Source organism: Rhodococcus sp. PSi06 (assembly GCF_054960675.1).
Genome location: NZ_JBHNYO010000006.1, coordinates 18597 through 35481 on the forward strand (window position 1 = coordinate 18597; position 16885 = coordinate 35481).

13 protein-coding genes are annotated in these 16885 nt (G+C 64.2%); 4 read left to right on the forward strand and 9 right to left on the reverse strand.

Features of this window, described 5'->3' with window-relative positions; all coding sequences use genetic code 11:
• Nucleotides 1-57: 57 nt before the first annotated feature.
• A complete protein-coding gene (locus ACFI9K_RS09565; protein ID WP_462663275.1) occupies nucleotides 58-1788 on the reverse strand; it encodes an NAD+ synthase in 1731 nt (576 codons plus the stop codon).
• A gap of 83 nt (nucleotides 1789-1871) precedes the next feature.
• Between ACFI9K_RS09565 and ACFI9K_RS09570 the strand changes: the two genes are divergently transcribed.
• The 3 genes from ACFI9K_RS09570 to ACFI9K_RS09580 all read left to right on the forward strand — a co-directional run bounded on the left by ACFI9K_RS09570 (nucleotide 1872) and on the right by ACFI9K_RS09580 (nucleotide 8067).
• Complete coding sequence (locus tag ACFI9K_RS09570; protein ID WP_462663276.1) at nucleotides 1872-3434, forward strand: alpha/beta hydrolase; 1563 nt, start codon at nucleotides 1872-1874, stop codon at nucleotides 3432-3434.
• 102 nt (nucleotides 3435-3536) lie between these two features.
• A complete protein-coding gene (gene glnA, locus ACFI9K_RS09575) occupies nucleotides 3537-4877 on the forward strand; it encodes a type I glutamate--ammonia ligase (protein WP_057476065.1) in 1341 nt (446 codons plus the stop codon).
• A gap of 142 nt (nucleotides 4878-5019) precedes the next feature.
• On the forward strand, nucleotides 5020-8067 hold the full coding sequence (locus ACFI9K_RS09580; protein WP_462663277.1) for a bifunctional [glutamine synthetase] adenylyltransferase/[glutamine synthetase]-adenylyl-L-tyrosine phosphorylase: 3048 nt from the start codon (nucleotides 5020-5022) through the stop codon (nucleotides 8065-8067).
• Here the strand turns inward: ACFI9K_RS09580 and ACFI9K_RS09585 are convergent.
• From ACFI9K_RS09585 to glnA (ACFI9K_RS09610), 6 genes are all read right to left on the reverse strand, one after another.
• Complete coding sequence (locus tag ACFI9K_RS09585; RefSeq protein WP_462663278.1) at nucleotides 8064-9047, reverse strand: glycine betaine ABC transporter substrate-binding protein; 984 nt, start codon at nucleotides 9045-9047, stop codon at nucleotides 8064-8066. The two genes, ACFI9K_RS09580 and ACFI9K_RS09585, sit on opposite strands and share 4 nt — an antisense overlap.
• A gap of 34 nt (nucleotides 9048-9081) precedes the next feature.
• Complete coding sequence (locus ACFI9K_RS09590; RefSeq protein ID WP_462663279.1) at nucleotides 9082-10065, reverse strand: glycine betaine ABC transporter substrate-binding protein; 984 nt, start codon at nucleotides 10063-10065, stop codon at nucleotides 9082-9084.
• Nucleotides 10065-10871: an ABC transporter permease gene (locus ACFI9K_RS09595; RefSeq protein ID WP_462663280.1), complete on the reverse strand. Its 807-nt coding sequence runs from the start codon at nucleotides 10869-10871 to the stop codon at nucleotides 10065-10067. Before ACFI9K_RS09595 ends, ACFI9K_RS09590 begins: the two co-directional genes overlap by 1 nt.
• Nucleotides 10868-12088 (reverse strand): ABC transporter ATP-binding protein, encoded by a 1221-nt coding sequence (locus ACFI9K_RS09600; RefSeq protein ID WP_462663281.1) that lies wholly within the window; start codon nucleotides 12086-12088, stop codon nucleotides 10868-10870. Before ACFI9K_RS09600 ends, ACFI9K_RS09595 begins: the two co-directional genes overlap by 4 nt.
• Nucleotides 12081-12731: an ABC transporter permease gene (locus tag ACFI9K_RS09605; protein ID WP_462663282.1), complete on the reverse strand. Its 651-nt coding sequence runs from the start codon at nucleotides 12729-12731 to the stop codon at nucleotides 12081-12083. The genes ACFI9K_RS09600 and ACFI9K_RS09605 overlap by 8 nt, the downstream gene beginning before the upstream one ends.
• 206 nt (nucleotides 12732-12937) lie before the next feature.
• Entirely contained in the window at nucleotides 12938-14374 is a 1437-nt protein-coding gene (gene glnA / locus ACFI9K_RS09610) for a type I glutamate--ammonia ligase (protein ID WP_027497406.1), read from the reverse strand.
• A gap of 167 nt (nucleotides 14375-14541) precedes the next feature.
• On the opposite strand from glnA (ACFI9K_RS09610), the gene ACFI9K_RS09615 reads away from it, so the two are divergent.
• Nucleotides 14542-15006, forward strand: a complete 465-nt coding sequence (locus tag ACFI9K_RS09615) for an RDD family protein (protein WP_462663283.1) — start codon at nucleotides 14542-14544, stop codon at nucleotides 15004-15006.
• A 40-nt stretch (nucleotides 15007-15046) separates the two neighbouring features.
• Here the strand turns inward: ACFI9K_RS09615 and ACFI9K_RS09620 are convergent, their stop codons facing one another.
• The gene (locus tag ACFI9K_RS09620) at nucleotides 15047-15802 is read right to left on the reverse strand and encodes a DUF4191 domain-containing protein (RefSeq protein WP_462663284.1); all 756 of its coding nucleotides are present in this window, start codon (nucleotides 15800-15802) and stop codon (nucleotides 15047-15049) included.
• 62 nt (nucleotides 15803-15864) lie between these two features.
• Nucleotides 15865-16878, reverse strand: coding sequence for a lipoyl synthase (gene lipA, locus ACFI9K_RS09625; protein WP_200936507.1), 1014 nt, complete (start codon nucleotides 16876-16878; stop codon nucleotides 15865-15867).
• Between the last annotated feature and the right edge of the window lie 7 nt (nucleotides 16879-16885).

Sequence of the window (16885 nt, forward strand, 5' to 3'; positions counted from 1 at the left end):
GAGGTCGAGTCTGCCACCGCCCACCACCTGGCGGAGCGATCCCGTCAGTGCAATTCGTCACACTCGGTCAGCAGCTGCACAGTCCCGCCATCCGTTGGTGATGGGCATTCGGCGGTCGCGCCCGAAGGCACGCGAGGTGATCTTGCTGCCGATCGGATACTGACGACGTTTGTACTCGGACGCGTCGACCTTGCGCATGATGTCGGCCACCACGGCCGGGTCGAACCCTGCCGCGACGATGTCGTCGTATCCCTGATCGTTGTCGATGTACCTGAACAGGATTGCGTCGAGTCGGTCGTAGTCGGGCAGCGAGTCGGTGTCCAGTTGACCCGGCCTGAGCTCGGCGGACGGCGGCTTGTCGATGCTGGACTCGGGGATCGGAGGAATGTCTCCGCGGTCGGCAGCGGACTTGTTCCGCCATCGCGCCAACTCCCACACCAGCGACTTCGGCACGTCCTTGATCGGTGCGAAGCCGCCGACGGCATCGCCGTAGATGGTCGAATAACCCACGGCCAGTTCGGATTTGTTGCCGGTCGCCAGCACCAGATGGCCGAATGTGTTCGACAGTGCCATCAGGACCATGCCTCGGCAGCGCGCCTGAATGTTCTCTTCGGCGAGGCCGGTCAGGTGGAGCCGGTCGACGTAGCAGGCGACCATGTCGGCAATGGGCTCGACGCGGAAGTGAATGCCGGTGCGCGACGCCAAGTCTTCGGCATCGGTCCGGGAGTGAACCGAGGAGTACGTCGACGGCATCGCGACCGCGTGCACTGCATCGCTACCTAGGGCGTCGACGGCAATGGCGGCCACCACCGCCGAATCGATACCGCCGGACAATCCCAGAGTCACCGACCGAAAACCGTTCTTGTGCACGTAGTCTCGCAACCCGGTGACCAGAGCGCCCCACACCTGCTCCTCTGCGCAGGCAACGTCGGCAATAAAGGCCTCGGCTCGCTGCCAGCCGGAGACCGCGACGTCGGGCGTAGTCGTCCGATCGATGCTCCACCCCGCAACCGCCTCGGCATCCGGACCCGGATCCGTGGGCGCATCGACGTCGACGATCAGTAGATGCTCGACGAATTGCGGGGCGCGTCCCCAGGTGGAACCGTCGGGGCCGATGACGAAGCTCGCCCCGTCGAACACCAGCTCATCCTGTCCGCCCACCACGTTGACGTATGCGAGAGGGACGCCGATCTCGGTGGCCCGGCTGGCGGCGATGGAATGGCGTATCTCGTTCTTGCCCTGCTCGAAGGGGCTGGCGTTGAGGCACAGCATCATGTCTACTCCCGCTGCTCCGTACGCAGGCACCGGGCCGCCGGGCTGCCAAATGTCCTCGCAGACAACGATTCCAAGCCTGAGATCGTTGACCGTGACGATGCTCAAGCGCGATCCGGGAGCGAAATAACGGGCCTCGTCGAACACTCGATAGGTGGGAAGTGCGTGCTTGTCGTACCGAGTTGTCACCTGTCCGTCGACGATCACCGCGGCGCTGTTGCGTGAGCCCTCGGCATCGCGATCGAGGTAACCCACCACCACGATGCGGTCGCCGCACCCGGCCGCATCGAGCGCACCGGCCAAGGCGGTGAGGGCTCGGGCGGAGGCGGCGGCGAACGAGGGCCGAAGAGCCAGGTCTTCGACCGGATACCCCGTCAGAGCCATCTCGGGAAACACCACCACGTTGGCACCGTCGTGGGCGGCGCGGACCGTCCACTCGACGATTGCGGCGGAATTTGCCGCGAGATCACCGACGACGGAGTTGATCTGGGCAAGGGCGAGTCGAAGGGCCTGCACCCCGGAGACGTTAGTGCGCGGACGCCGTCCCTGCCGGGCAGCGAGAATGGAGGGTGATCGGAAAGACCTGGCACGATCGTGCCATGAGAACGCGCACCAGGAACACGGCCGTGGCGATGTCCGCAGTCGCCGTGTTGCTCGCAGGCTGCTCCGGCCCCGAGCCCACTGCCGCACCGGAGTCCTCCGCTGGTCCCTCGTCGTCGGCGCCGGTTGCCGGTCCGGTACCCGCGGGTCTCGAGGCGTTCTACGACCAGACTCTCCAGTGGGAGTCCTGCGAAAGCTACAACACCGACGGCAGTGTGCTGGGCGACTCCGTCGAGTGCGCGATGGTCACTGTGCCGCTGGACTACGCCGATCCCGCCGGCACCACCATCGAGGTCGCCGTATCCCGAACTCGGGCGGCGGGCGAGAAGATCGGATCGATCCTGATGAACCCCGGCGGTCCTGGCTCGTCGGGTCTGTATCTGGCCACGCAGGCCGATGGCACGGCCATTGCCGACCGCTTCGATCGGATCGGGTTCGACCCTCGCGGCATCGGTGCCTCCGAACCTCAGGTGCGCTGTCTGACGACGGAGGGTGTCGACGAGGAACGCCGCGAGCCGGACGTCGATGTCAGCCCCGAGGGGATCGCGGCCACCGAGGCCGACCATCGTGACTACGCCGCACAGTGCGTCGAACGCACCGGCGCAGATGTGCTGGAACACGTCGGTACCCGGGAGGTGGTGCGAGACATGGACGTCATCCGGGCGGTTCTGGGCGACGAGAAGCTCACCTACGTGGGGTACTCGTACGGCACCCGCATCGGTACCGCGTACGCCGAGGAATTCCCGTCGAACGTGCGAGCGATGGTGCTCGACGGTGCCCTCGACCCCGATCAATCGCCCGTGGACGAGGCCGTCGCCCAGGGCGCGGCGTTCCAGAAGGCGTTCGATCAATTCGCAGCCGACTGCGCGCAGACCGACACCTGCCCGCTGGGCACCGATCCGGCTCGGGCAGTGGCGGAGTTCCGGACTCTGGTCGACCCGCTGATCGACAAGCCCGCCGAGACGACCGATCCGCGCGGACTGAGCTACGACGATGCGATCACCGGGACTCAGCAGGCTCTGTACTCGCAGCAGCTGTGGCGGCTGCTGCGAGCGGGATTGAACGAACTACGCGACGGCCGAGGCGATACCTTGCTCCGTCTGGCCGACACGTACTCCGGACGGTTGGACGACGGTAGCTACACCAACATCGACGACGCGTTCAACGCCGTCCGGTGTGTGGACGGACCCCCGACCACGGACCGAGCAGCTGCCGACGAGGCGGACGCCAGGTTCCGCGCCGCAGCGCCGTACCTGGACGACGGACGAGCCACGGGCAACGCGCCACTGGATCTGTGCGCGTTCTGGCCGGTGCCGAACACGAGCGACCCTCACATCGTCGATGCCGAGGGACTGCCGACGCTGGTGGTGGTGTCGACCACCAACGATCCGGCCACTCCCTATCAGGCGGGAGTAGAGCTCGCTGCGCAGCTGCGAGGCAACCTTGTGACGTTCGACGGCACCCAGCACACGGTGGCGTTCTCGGGTGTCGAGTGCATCGACGATCCCTTGGTGACGTACCTGGTGGATCTGGTGCCGCCGGGCGACGGATTGCGCTGCTGACCAGTTACCTCACCGGCCGCGATGTGGGCAGAGAGTTTCACGAAGTGAGACCGAATTCACGATGTAACACAGATTTAACTCCGTTTGCTTACTCTCGCGTTCATGGATCGTCAAAAGGAATTCGTGCTCCGGACCCTCGAAGAGCGCGACATTCGTTTCGTCCGCCTCTGGTTCACCGACGTCCTCGGCTACCTGAAATCGGTGGCCATCGCCCCGGCCGAGCTCGAAGGTGCGTTCGACGAGGGAATCGGCTTCGACGGTAGCGCCATCGAAGGGTTCGCTCGTGTATCCGAGGCGGACACCGTCGCCAAGCCGGATCCCTCGACGTTCCAGATCCTCCCGTGGTCGACGAGCAAGGGTCACCAGCACTCTGCTCGCATGTTCTGCGATATCGCCATGCCCGACGGTTCGCCGTCCTGGGCCGATTCGCGGCACGTGCTCCGTCGTCAGCTCAGCAAGGCAGCGGACCTCGGATTCAGCTGCTACGTGCACCCCGAGATCGAGTTCTTCCTGCTCAAGGACGCTCCTCAGGACGGCTCACCGCCCACCCCGGCGGACAACGGTGGCTACTTCGATCAGGCCGTCCACGACTCGGCTCCCAACTTCCGCCGGCACGCCATCGACGCGCTCGAGTCGATGGGCATCTCGGTCGAATTCAGCCACCACGAGGCAGCGCCGGGTCAGCAGGAGATCGATCTGCGGTACGCGGATGCGCTGTCCATGGCCGACAACATCATGACCTTCCGCTACGTGGTCAAGGAAGTCGCCATCGAAGAGGGCGTGCGCGCGACGTTCATGCCCAAGCCGTTCAGCGATCAGGCCGGCTCGGCGATGCACACGCACATGAGCTTGTTCGAGGGTGACACCAACGCCTTCCACAACCCGGACGACCCGATGCAGCTGTCGGAAACCGGAAAGTCGTTCATCGCCGGTATTCTCGAGCACGCCAACGAGATCAGTGCCGTGACCAACCAGTGGGTCAACTCCTACAAGCGCCTCGTGCGTGGTGGTGAGGCCCCGACCGCTGCATCCTGGGGACCGGCCAATCGGTCTGCCTTGATCCGCGTGCCGATGTACACCCCGAACAAGGCGTCCTCGCGCCGCGTCGAGATTCGCAGCCCCGATTCCGCCTGCAACCCGTATCTGGCGTTCGCGGTGCTGCTCGCGGCCGGCCTCCGCGGAATCGAGAAGGGATACACCCTGCCGCCCGAGGCCGAGGAAGACGTGTGGGCATTGACCTCCGCCGAGCGTCGCGCCATGGGCTACAAGGAACTTCCCGGAAACCTCGATCAAGCGCTCAACGCGATGGAGGGTTCCGAGCTGGTCGCAGAAGCACTGGGCGAGCACGTGTTCGACTTCTTCCTCCGCAACAAGCGTCGGGAGTGGGAGGAGTACCGCAGTCACGTGACGCCGTACGAGCTGAGGGCCTACCTCGGGCTGTAGAGCAGCGGGGTCTGTGACAACCCGGCGGTGTCATGAGCTACGTTCTAGTCGATCCCGAATGTAGTTTCGATGCCGGCGTGGGCACCCTCGCGTCGCATTACTGACGACGAGGTAGAACTGTGGCACCCCGAGGTGGATTCTGATGGTGCGTCCTCCCACTTCCCGGTCCGTCGTACCCGGACCCGGTCGCCTCGGTCTCGTCGAGGAGACCGCGCCGTCCGATCTGCGGACGCTGGGGTGGACGGACGAGGACAGTCTCGAACTGCTGTGGTCGCTCTCGCGCGCACCCAATGCCGACTTGGCATTGCGCACCCTGGTTCGGATGTACGAGATGCTCGGCAGTGGTTGGGCCGAATTCGACAGGGCGCTGCGTAGCGACAAGGGATTCCGCGGCCGACTGCTGGGGCTCGTCGGTGCATCCAGTGCGCTCGCCGACCATCTCGTCGCGGACGACACCACCTGGCGACTGCTGCTGACCGCGGAGGGTCAGAGCACCGGCGTCTCCGCGAAGATCCAATTACCCAGCAAGGCAACGCTGGTCGCAGAGCTGCTCGACGCCGTCGGAGCCGAGCCGGAGACCGGGCCCAACGCCGCACCCGATCTCTACCGCGCGTCCCTGATCGGACCGCCTGCGGTGATCGCGCTGCGCAAGAAGTACCGCGATCAGATCATGGTGTTGGCTGCATACGACCTCGCCGCGACCGTCGAGAACGAACCAGTTCTGCCGTACACGGTGGTGGGCTCTCAACTTTCCGACATGGCCGACGCGGCGCTCACGGCCGCCTTGGCAGTCGCTGTGGCGACCGTGTGCCCGGACGCCCCGTGTCCGACGCGCCTGGCCGTCATCGCCATGGGCAAATGTGGTGCGCGCGAACTCAATTACGTATCGGACGTCGATGTCGTGTTCGTCGCCGAACCCGCAGACGCGCAGGCCAGCCGCATCGCCGGGGAGATGATGCGCATCGGATCATCGGCATTCTTCGAGGTCGACGCAGCCCTGCGTCCCGAGGGCAAGCGCGGTGAGTTGGTCCGCACGCTGGACTCGCACGTGGCTTACTACAAGCGCTGGGCGAAGACCTGGGAGTTCCAGGCACTGCTCAAAGCGCGCCCGATGACCGGTGATATCGCACTCGGCAACGATTACGTCGATGCCGTCAATCCCATGGTGTGGCTGGCCAGTCAGCGCGAGGACTTCGTACCGGAAGTGCGCGCAATGCGGCGACGGGTCGAGGAGATGGTGCCGACCGAGCTGCGCGAACGCGAGATCAAACTGGGACGCGGCAGTCTGCGCGACGTCGAATTCGCCGTCCAGCTCCTGCAATTGGTGCACGGTCGCACCGACGAGTCGCTGCGCGTACTGGGCACGACCGATGCGCTGACGGCCCTGACCGAGGGCGGCTACGTCGGCCGGGACGATGCTGCGAACCTCACCGCGTCCTACGAGTTCCTCAGGCTCATCGAGCACCGACTGCAATTGCAGCGGATGCGTCGCACTCACACCCTGCCTCCGCAGGACGACGAAGAGGCACTGCGCTGGTTGGCCCGTTCGGCGCACATGCGGCCGGACGGCAATCGCGATGCGCTCGGCGTGCTGAACGCAGAGATCAAGCGGAACGCGCAGCGCATCCGTCGTCTGCACGCGAAGCTCTTCTACCGCCCGTTGCTCGATTCGGTGGTCAAATTCGACTCCGAGACAGTGCGTTTGACCCCCGACGCCGCGACGCGTCAGCTCGCAGCCCTCGGGTATGCCACTCCGCAGAATGCGTTGGGCCACCTGCGCGCACTGGTGGGTACCGGCACCCGCCGCGGTCAGATTCAGGCTGTGCTCCTGCCGACGTTGCTGGAATGGCTCGCCGACACTCCCGATCCCGACGCGGGACTGCTGAACTACCGACGACTCTCGGAATCGGCCGGCGAACAGACGTGGTTCCTGCGGGTGTTGCGCGACGAGGGCGCCGTGGCGCAGCGGCTGATGATCGTGCTGGGGTCCTCGGCGTACGTGCCGGATCTACTGATCAAGGCCCCCGAGGTGATCCGGTTGTTCGCCGACGGGCCCACCGGCCCCCGTCTGCTCGACGCCGAACCCGAAGAGACCTACCGCGCCATCCTGTCGTCGTCCGCCCGCTACGAGGACCCGGTTCGCGCGATCAACGCCGCCCGGGCGCTGCGACGCCACGAACTGGCTCGGGTGGCGTCGGCCGACATCCTCGGCATGCTCGACGTCCCTCAGGTGTGTCGGGCGCTGTCCTCGGTATGGGCCGCGGTCATCAACGCCGCACTGGCAGCGGCCGTGCGGGCGAGCGAAAAGGAGCGCGGCGAACCAGCACCGGCGACGTTGGCCGTCATCGGTATGGGACGCCTCGGCGGCGGAGAGCTCGGCTACGGAAGTGACGCCGACGTCCTGTTCGTCTGCGAACCGGTGGACGGCGTCGACGAGACCGTTGCGGTCAAGTGGGCCAACACCATTGCCGATCGCATCCGGAAGCTGCTCGGCGCACCGAGCACCGATCCACCCCTCGAAGTGGATACCGGCCTGCGTCCGGAAGGCCGTAACGGCCCGGTGGTCCGAACGCTGTCGTCCTACGCCGCGTACTACGCGCAGTGGGCTCAGGCGTGGGAAGTGCAGGCTCTACTGCGCGCCCACCAGGTCGCGGGGGACCAAGACCTGGGTATTCGCTTCCTGCTGATGGCCGACCAGGTTCGCTACCCGGAAGGCGGAGTGTCCGCCGACGCAGTCCGTGAGATCAGGCGCATCAAGGCTCGCATCGACTCCGAACGGCTTCCCAAGGGAGCGGACCCGGCGACCCACACCAAGCTCGGACGCGGGGGACTGGCCGACATCGAGTGGACCGTGCAGCTCATTCAGCTGCGGTACGCACACAAGGTCCAGTCGCTGCACAACACGTCGACGCTCCAATCCCTCGACGCCATCGGGGCCGCCGAACTGATGAGCGAGACGGACATCGAATTGCTGCGTGAGGCATGGATTCTGGCGACCAAAGCGCGCAACGCGCTGGTTCTGGTGCGCGGCAAACCGACCGATCAGCTCCCGGCTCCGGGTGCGGTGTTGTCCGCCGTAGCCCAAGTTGCAGGGTGGGAGAACGGCGACGCCGGAGCCTTCCTCGACAACTACCTGCGTGTCACGCGTCGAGCAAAGGCCGTGGTGGAGAGGACCTTCGGCGGGCTCTAGTCGCTCCCGACGGTGACGAAGCCCTTCGCGACCATCCAATCGCGAGCGACGTCGGCGGGCTCGCGGCCGTCGATGTCCACCTGCCGGTTGAGTTCGGTGATCTCGTCGTTGGTCAACGCCGCGGAGATCGGCGCGGTGACATCGGCGATTTCCGGGTACTGCTCGGCAATTGGGGTCCGTATCGCGACAGTGGCGTTGTAGCGGGGAAAGAAGCTCTTGTCGTCCTGAAGCACGACAAGATCGAGACCTTTGATACGGCCGTCGGTGGTGAACACCTCACCGAATGTGCACTGCGAACCGTCGGCCGTCGCTTGATAGATGATGCCGCCCTGCAATACCTGCCGCGGAACGACATTGGGGTCGAAACCGTACGCGGCCGCCATACCGGGGAACCCGTCCTGGCGGGAGTTGAATTCTGTTTCCACGCAGGTCTTCGCCGAGGCCGGATCGCTCTGGGCCAGAGCGGCATAGTCCGACAGCGTCTCGATACCGGTTGCCTCTGCCGTTGCCCGATTCATCGCCAGGGCGTACGTGTTGTCCATCGGCGCGGGGTTGACCCAGGTGATTCCGTTGGCGGCATCCTGATCACGCAAGGCCTCGAACTGACCGGTGGCGTCCGGGATGGCAGTTTCGTTGCCCAGGAAGTTGATCCACGCCGTACCCGTGTATTCGTAGGTGACGTCGACCTGCCCGGAGATCATGGCCTGGCGGGTGCTGTTGGATCCCGAAATATTGGTGAGGTCGCGGACGTCCGCTCCGGCCGCCACCAGCCCGAATTCGAGTATGTAACCCAGGATCACCTGCTCGGTGAATTCCTTCGAGCCGACGATCAATTTCGCACCCTCGAGGCCCGGCACCGGTTGGATGCTGCCGGGTTCGACGGACAGGGGCACTGCACTGCCCGACTCCAGACCGCAACTCGTCAGTGTCGTCATCACGACGGCGCACAGGGCAACAAGCGCTCGTGTCGAGTGCCTCATCAGCTCAGTCCTCACGGTTCGATGTAGGAGGCGGCTAATCCGCACCGGCAGTGACGAAGCCTTCCTTGACCATCCAGTCACGCGCGACGTCGGCTGGTTCCCGGCCGTCGACGTCGACCTGCTTGTTCAATTCGGTGATTTCGTCGTTGGTCAGTGCAGCCGAGATCGGCTCGGTGATCTCGGCGATCTGCGGGTACTCGTCGGCGACTTCGGAGCGGATCACCACGGTGGCGTTGTACCGGGGGAAGAATTTCTTGTCGTCGTCGAGCACGACCAGATCGAGACCTTTGATGCGGCCGTCGGTGGTGAACACCTCGCCGAACTTGCACTGCGAACCGTCGGCCGTTGCCTGATAGATGATTCCGGTCTGCAGAATCTGACGGGGAACGGTGTTGGCGTCGAAACCGTACGTTGCCGCCAGGCCCGGGAATCCGTCCTGGCGCGAGTTGAACTCGGTCTCCACACAGGTTGCGGCCGCGGCCGGATCGCGTGCCACGAGAGCGGCGTAATCGGAGAGAGTTTTGACTCCGGTCGCGGCCGCGGTCGCCTGATTCATCGCGAGTGCGTACGTGTTGTCCATCGGAGCGGGGTTGACCCACGTGAGTCCGTTGGCGACGTCGGCGTCGCGCACGGCGACGAACTGCTCGGTGGCGTCGGTGATGGGACTTTCGTTGCCCTGGTAGTTGATCCAGCCGGTTCCGGTGTACTCGTAGGTGAGATCGACCTGCCCGGAGACCATCGCCTGGCGGGTGCTGTTCGAGCCCGAAATGTTCGTCAGGTCTCGAACGTCTGCGCCCGCTGCCGACATCGCGAACTCGAGGATGTAGCCCAGCACGATCTGCTCGGTGAAGTCCTTCGAGCCGACAGTCAATTTCGCGCCTTCGAGGCCCGGCACCGGCTTGATGCTGCCGGGCTCTACCGACAGTGGCACTGCGCTACCGGACTGCAGACCGCAACCCGTGAGTGCAATCGTGGCCACTGCGCAAAGGGAAACGATTTGCCGTGTCGAGCGCCGCATCAGCGCAGCCCCTTCGGCCCGAGATACGCCTCGGCGAGAGCCCCGAGCCAGTCGACGAACAGCGCGAGGGCTACGGCGAGGACGCCTCCCACAACGAGGATCAGTGGCTGGTAGAGCTTGTATCCGGTGTCGATCAGCACTCCGAGGCCGCCTGCTCCCACGAGGAAACTCAGTGTGGCCGTACCGACGGCGAGCACGAGCGACGTGCGCAGACCGGCCAACATGTACGGAACCGCCAGTGGAAATTCGATACGCCACAGGATGCCGCTGCTCGACATGCCCTGTCCGCGTGCAGCATCGATGTAGCTCGGGTCCACTTGCTGGAAGCCCAGCATCGTGTTTCTGAGAACGGGAAGCAGGGAGTAGAACGCGATGGGGAGTACGCCGATCCAGAAACCGGTCTTGCCTGTTGCCAGGAACAGGAGCACCAGCAGGCCGACGGCCGGAGCGGCCTGACCGATGTTGGCGATACCGATGAAGATCGGGGCCAACTTTCGATAACCGTTGCGAGTGAGCAGGATTCCCAACGGAACGGCGATGGCGAGCACCAAGGCAGTGACGACGATCGTGATGACGACATGCTCGGTCGTTCTCTGGAGCAGGTAACTCGCGGTCAGTGTCTCCTTCTGCGTGGCAGTCAGATCACGGGTGAAGGTGTAGACGAGCAGTGCGATGACCACCACTGCGATGATGGCCGGCTGTACCAGGAGGCGAATACGTTCCGCGCGCTTGGCGGCCTGCTTCGCTGCCTGCGCAGTGTTGTCGTCCGAGGCGGCGTCGACCGACGCTTCGGCGGACGTCGTCACGACGCGCTTCCGGTGGCCACGCTGTCGACAGCGCCATCTGCGTCGTGGTCGTGAGTGACGTCGTCATGGTCGTGAGCATGCTGCGAACGGATGGTCTTGATGGTGTCGATCAGTTGCTCGATGGTGATGGTACCGGCGTACTCGCCCCGTTTGCCGGTGACCGTCGCGGTCGCATTGCCCTCGGCGAGAAGCGCTTCCAGAGCATCTTGCAGAGTCGACTGAGTCGACACCATTTCTCCCATCGGCACACCGACGTCGCGCAGGCTCTTGGCGTTGGTGAGGTGACGACGATCGGTCCACCGGATGGGTCGGTTGCGCGCGTCGAGGATGATTCCCCATGCTTCCGGGTCGTTGCCGAGAGCGGCATTCATCGACTCGACCGGCTGGTCCTCGCCCATGACCGGAACGTCGGACAACTCGATGTCGCGCACACGCATCAGCGTCAGCTGCTTGAGGGCGGCACCGGCACCGACGAATCCGGCGACCGTCTCGTCGGCTGGGTTGGCCAGCACTGCTTCGGGAGTGTCGAATTGTAGAATTCGAGACTGGTTCCCCAACACGGCAATTCGATCACCGAGCTTGACTGCTTCATCGAAATCGTGGGTGACGAACACGATGGTCTTGCCCAATTCTGCTTGAAGGCGCATCAATTCGTCCTGCAGCAGGCCGCGGGTGATGGGGTCGACGGCACCGAACGGCTCGTCCATCAACAGCACCGGGGGATCGGCGGCCAGAGCGCGTGCAACACCGACCCGTTGCTGCTGACCTCCGGACAGTTGGCGCGGGTAGCGGTCTCGGTACAACGCTGGATCGAGACCGACGAGATCGAGCATTTCGTCCGTGCGATCGGAGATCCTCGACTTCTTCCAGCCGATCAGCCCGGGAACCATGCCGACGTTCTCGGCAATGGTCATGTGCGGGAACAGCCCTGCTTGCTGGATGGAGTAGCCGATGGTGCGGCGGAGTTCGTTCGGGTTGATCGACAGTGCGTCCTTGCCGCCGATGGTGATACGGCCCGACGTCGGCTCGATCAGTCGGTTGATCATGCGCATGGTCGTCGTCTTGCCGCAGCCGGACGGACCGACCAGGACCACCACCTCGCCGGCCGGAATCGTCATCGACACGTTGTCGACGGCGGGATCCTTCTGCCCCGAGTAACTCTTGGTCACGTTCTCCAGCACGATTTCTGCACCGGATACGGTCGTTTTCTCACTCACGAATACCCCTCGAGGTGGTCAGTTTGCCGATCACGACGTAGATCCCATCGAGGATCAGCGCCAGCAGAACGATGAGGATGGTGCCGGTCAGTGCCTGTGGAACGGCGGTGGGGCTGCCGACCCGCGCGAGCCCGGAGAACAGAAGGTTGCCCAGGCCAGGGCCTTTCGCGTATGCGGCGATGGCCAGGATGCCCATGGCCAGCTGAGTGCTGATTCGCATGCCGGTCAGAATCGAGGGCCATGCCAGCGGAATTTCGATGCGCCGCAACACGAGAGCGCGGCTCATACCGATTCCGCGGGCGGCATCGGTGACCGCCGGGTTCACTGCATCGAGACCGACGACGGTGTTCCTGATGATCGGGAGCAGCGAGTACAGGACCAATGCTGTCACTGTCGGTCGAACACCCAATCCCAGAATGGGAATGAGCAGACCCAGCAGAGCAAACGACGGGATGGTCAGGACGGTGCTCGCCAGCGCGGTGGCGACCGCAGAGCCGGCAGGACTGCGGTAGACGAGAATTCCGATCGCCACGCCGATGATGGTTGCGATGATGACGCATTGAATGACAGCCGACACATGGAGATACGAATCTATCGCCAACTGCCTTCGCCGCCCGACTACGAAGTCCCACAGAGCGTCCATGCAGTTGTATTCCTCTGTTCGGCCGAAATCGGTTGTTTTCCTGTACCCCGTCTTGGTCCATTCAAACCCTCAGGTGAACGTTTTGTGCAGCGAATCGCCGAAATGAAGGCGGGGAGTGCATCATTCGAAACGACGAACGCCCGGCCGGGAACCCGGCCGGGCGTTGTCACATCATCACGGCTCATCGTCGAGGACGAGCCGAGACATCACACGTCGTAGTAGAGCGAGAACTCGTACGGGTGCGGACGCAGGTTGACCGGAGCGATCTCCTGCTCACGCTTGAGCGAGATCCACGTCTCGATCAGGTCGGTGGTGAACACGCCACCCTCGGTGAGGTAATCGTGATCGGCCTCGAGACGGTCGATGACCGCGTTGAGCGAGGTGGGTGCCTGAGGAATGTTCTTGGCTTCCTCGGGCGGCAACTCGTAGAGGTCCTTGTCGACCGGAGCCATCGGCTCGATCTTGTTCTTGATTCCGTCCAGGCCCGCCATCATCTGAGCGGCGAAGTTGAGGTACGGGTTACCCGAGGAGTCCGGTGCGCGGAACTCGAGGCGCTTGGCCTTCGGGTTGTTGCCGGTGATCGGGATGCGGACCGCAGCGGAGCGGTTGCGCTGGCTGTACACCAAGTTGATGGGAGCTTCGTAGCCCGGCACCAGACGGTGGTACGAGTTGATCGTGGGGTTGGTGAACGCCAACAGCGACGGGGCGTGATGCAGGATGCCGCCGATGTAGTGACGCGCCAGATCGGACAGTCCCGCGTATCCGGCCTCGTCGTGGAAGAGGGGCTTGCCGTCTTTCCACAGCGACTGGTGCACGTGCATGCCCGAGCCGTTGTCGCCGAAGAGCGGCTTGGGCATGAAGGTAGCCGACTTGCCGTTCTTCCAGGCGGTGTTCTTGACGATGTACTTGAACAGCTGCAGATCGTCGGCCGCGCGGAGCAGCGTGTTGAACTTGTAGTTGATCTCCTGCTGGCCGCCCGTGCCCACCTCGTGGTGCGCACGCTCGAGCTCGAAGCCGGCGTTCTGCAGGTTGGTGGAGATTTCGTCGCGAAGGTCGACGTAGTGGTCGTACGGCGCGACGGGGAAGTAGCCACCCTTGTAGCGGACCTTGTAGCCGAGGTTGGGGCCGCCGTCGGCCTCGGTCTCGGCTCCGGTGTTCCACCAGCCCGAGGACGAGTCGAGCTCGTAGAACGCGCCGTTGGCCTGCGAATCGAAACGAACCGAATCGAAGATGTAGAACTCCGCCTCGGCACCGAAGAACGCGGTATCGGCGATGCCGGTGCTGGCCAGGTACTCCTCGGCCTTGCGGGCAACGTTGCGCGGATCGCGGCTGTAGGCCTCACGCGTGAACGGGTCATGGACGAAGAAGTCCATGTTCAGCGTCTTGGCGTTGCGGAACGGGTCGATCTGAGCAGTGGCGTAGTCCGGCAGCAGGATCATGTCGGACTCGTGGATCGACTGGAAGCCGCGGACGGAGGAACCGTCGAACGCGAGGCCGTCTTCCAGGGTATCGGCCGTGAACGCCTTGGCAGCGATGGAGAAGTGCTGCTGTGCACCCGGCAGATCGGTGAACCGGATGTCGACGTATTCGATTCCTTCATCTGCGATGAACTTGATGACCTCTTGGGCCGTGGAAAACGCCACGCTTTTGCTCCTTAGTTGAGTCCGTCGAACTGACGGTATGGACTCGGTGTTGCCCGCCCGTCAAGCTCGTGTTTCGCCCGTGTTACGCGTCGTGGTGCACGGTTGGCACGAACAACAGTACGTCCACCCGTTTTTCCGTGTGCCGAGCCGCGCCTATCCTGGGAATCATGGCACGAATGACAGGGTCCTGGTTGTCCGGACCGGCGGCCGCGAACCCCCGACCGCCACAAAATTTCCGCGGGGAACAATTGGGTCTGCCTGCACAGGGCGTCGGTGCGCTCGCGGGAACCGGGCGCAGAATCCTGGCGCTGCTGCTGGACTGGACAATGGCCACCGGGGTGGCGTCGTTGATACTCGGCGGATACACCACGAGTGGACTGATCTCGACGATCGTGTTGGGGGTGTGGTTCGCCGTCGGACTGGCGACGGTCTCGCTGTTCTCTTTCACCCCGGGGCAGTTCGTCGTCGGCATCCAGGTGGGTCGCATCGACGCCCACGCCCGCGTCGGCTTCGTCCGGGCGCTGGTTCGTCAGCTGATACTGCTCTTCGTCGTCCCCGCTGTCATCACCGACATGGACGGACGCGGAATGCACGACCGAGCAACGGGAACAGCCCTGCTGCGAACCCGTTGACCGGGCGCGCACCAGGGCTGCTGTGGAGCGTGGATCTTTGCTAGCGACGCTTCATGGTCCGCTGAACACCCTTCATCTTTGCCCCTCCGGGGATGGGGCCCTTCGGCATTGCCGGTCCACCCTTGGTGCCCAACGCGGCCAGCCGTGACTCGATGGTGTCCATCCGCTTTCCGTCGATGTTCTTCGGAAGCTTCGACAAGTACTTCTGCAGACCCGAGAGCGGAACCTGGTTCTCGCCGTTGCCGACGATGACGTCGTAGATCGGAGTATCGCCGACCAGTCGAGCGGTCTTCTTCTTCTCCTGTGCCAGAAGTGCTTTCACGCGTTGCGGTGCACCCTCGGCAACCAGAATGACGCCGGGCTTGCCGATCACCCGATGCACTGCGTCGAGATGAGTGGTGCCGGCGATGGCATTGGTCACCCGCCACGAACCCTGCAAGTTGTCCAGTGCCCATGCTGCCGCGCCGGCCTGGCCGTCTGCCTTCTTGTACACCGACTTCTGCACTCGACGACCGAAGATGATGAACGCGACCAACACGCCGAGCAACAGGCCGATGGGGAGCAGGAACCACTGGAAGCCGAAGGCCAGCCCGATGAGGAAGCCGAGCAGTCCCAGCCCGACCACCGCCCCGATCATCAGCGGCAGGAGGACCTTGTCGTCCTTGCGCTGCATCTGGAACGCCTGCCACAGTTGACTGCGGCGTTCCTTCGAGGCCTGCTTGCGGGCCGCCTTGGCGGCCGCTTTCACTTCCTTGCTGGGCTTTGCTGCTTTGCCAGCCTTACTGCCGTTCGCCATACCTCACAGGATACGTCCTGTGCGGACGCTCACTCGCACCGCTCCGGATTGGGGACGACGGATCAGCGAGCGGCCAGACGTGCCATCAACGAACTGGCTTCCTGCGATGCCTCGCCGCCGTCGGTGAGGTGGCTCATGCTCTCGGGGAGCTCACGTCCGTGATGAGCCATGGCCTGCGCGTACAGGCGGCCGGCCCGGTAGGACGAGCGGACCAACGGCCCGGCCAGCACTCCGGCGAACCCGATCTCCGTGGCGTAATCGGAGTGCTCGACGAACTCCTCCGGCTTGACCCACCGTTCCACCGGGTGGTGCCGCGGCGACGGACGCAGGTACTGGGTGATGGTCAGAATGTCGCAACCCGCTTCGTGCAGGTCTCGAATCGCTTCCTGCACTTCCTCGGGGGTTTCGCCCATACCGAGGATGAGGTTGGACTTGGTGACCAGACCGTCGTCGCGGGCCGCGGTGATGACGTCCATCGACCGCTGGTAGCGGAAGGCCGGACGGATCCTCTTGAAGATGCGCGGCACGGTCTCGACGTTGTGGGCCAGCACCTCCGGGCGTGAGGAAAACACCTCGGCCAGCTGATCGGGCTTGGCATTGAAGTCGGGGATCAGCAGCTCGACGCCGGTGTTGGGGTTCAGTTTCTTGATGAAGCGCACCGTCTCGGCATACAGCCACGCGCCGCCGTCTTCGAGATCGTCTCGTGCGACACCGGTGATCGTGGAGTAGCGCAGACCCATGGCCTGCACCGACTCCGCCACGCGGCGCGGCTCGTCTCGATCGAGATCTTCCGGCTTGCCGGTGTCGATCTGGCAGAAGTCGCAACGCCGGGTGCATTGTTCTCCGCCGATGAGGAAGGTCGCTTCGCGATCTTCCCAGCATTCGTAGATATTGGGGCAGCCGGCTTCCTCGCACACCGTGTGCAGACCTTCACGCTTCACAAGACCCTTGAGCTCGGTGTATTCCGGGCCCATCTTGGCTTTGGTCTTGATCCAATTGGGTTTGCGTTCGATGGGGGTCTCCGCGTTTCGGATCTCGAGGCGGAGCAGCTTGCGTCCTTCTGGGGCCACAGTCACGGTTTCG

Coding starts and splice junctions, on each gene's coding strand:
- ACFI9K_RS09620 (WP_462663284.1), bottom strand. CDS start 15,802: ATGGCGAACGGCAGTAAGGCTGGCAAAGCAGCAAAGCCCAGCAAGGAA.
- ACFI9K_RS09585 (WP_462663278.1), bottom strand. CDS start 9,047: ATGAGGCACTCGACACGAGCGCTTGTTGCCCTGTGCGCCGTCGTGATG.
- ACFI9K_RS09615 (WP_462663283.1), top strand. CDS start 14,542: ATGGCACGAATGACAGGGTCCTGGTTGTCCGGACCGGCGGCCGCGAAC.
- ACFI9K_RS09605 (WP_462663282.1), bottom strand. CDS start 12,731: ATGGACGCTCTGTGGGACTTCGTAGTCGGGCGGCGAAGGCAGTTGGCG.
- ACFI9K_RS09590 (WP_462663279.1), bottom strand. CDS start 10,065: ATGCGGCGCTCGACACGGCAAATCGTTTCCCTTTGCGCAGTGGCCACG.
- ACFI9K_RS09570 (WP_462663276.1), top strand. CDS start 1,872: ATGAGAACGCGCACCAGGAACACGGCCGTGGCGATGTCCGCAGTCGCC.
- glnA (WP_057476065.1), top strand. CDS start 3,537: ATGGATCGTCAAAAGGAATTCGTGCTCCGGACCCTCGAAGAGCGCGAC.
- ACFI9K_RS09580 (WP_462663277.1), top strand. CDS start 5,020: ATGGTGCGTCCTCCCACTTCCCGGTCCGTCGTACCCGGACCCGGTCGC.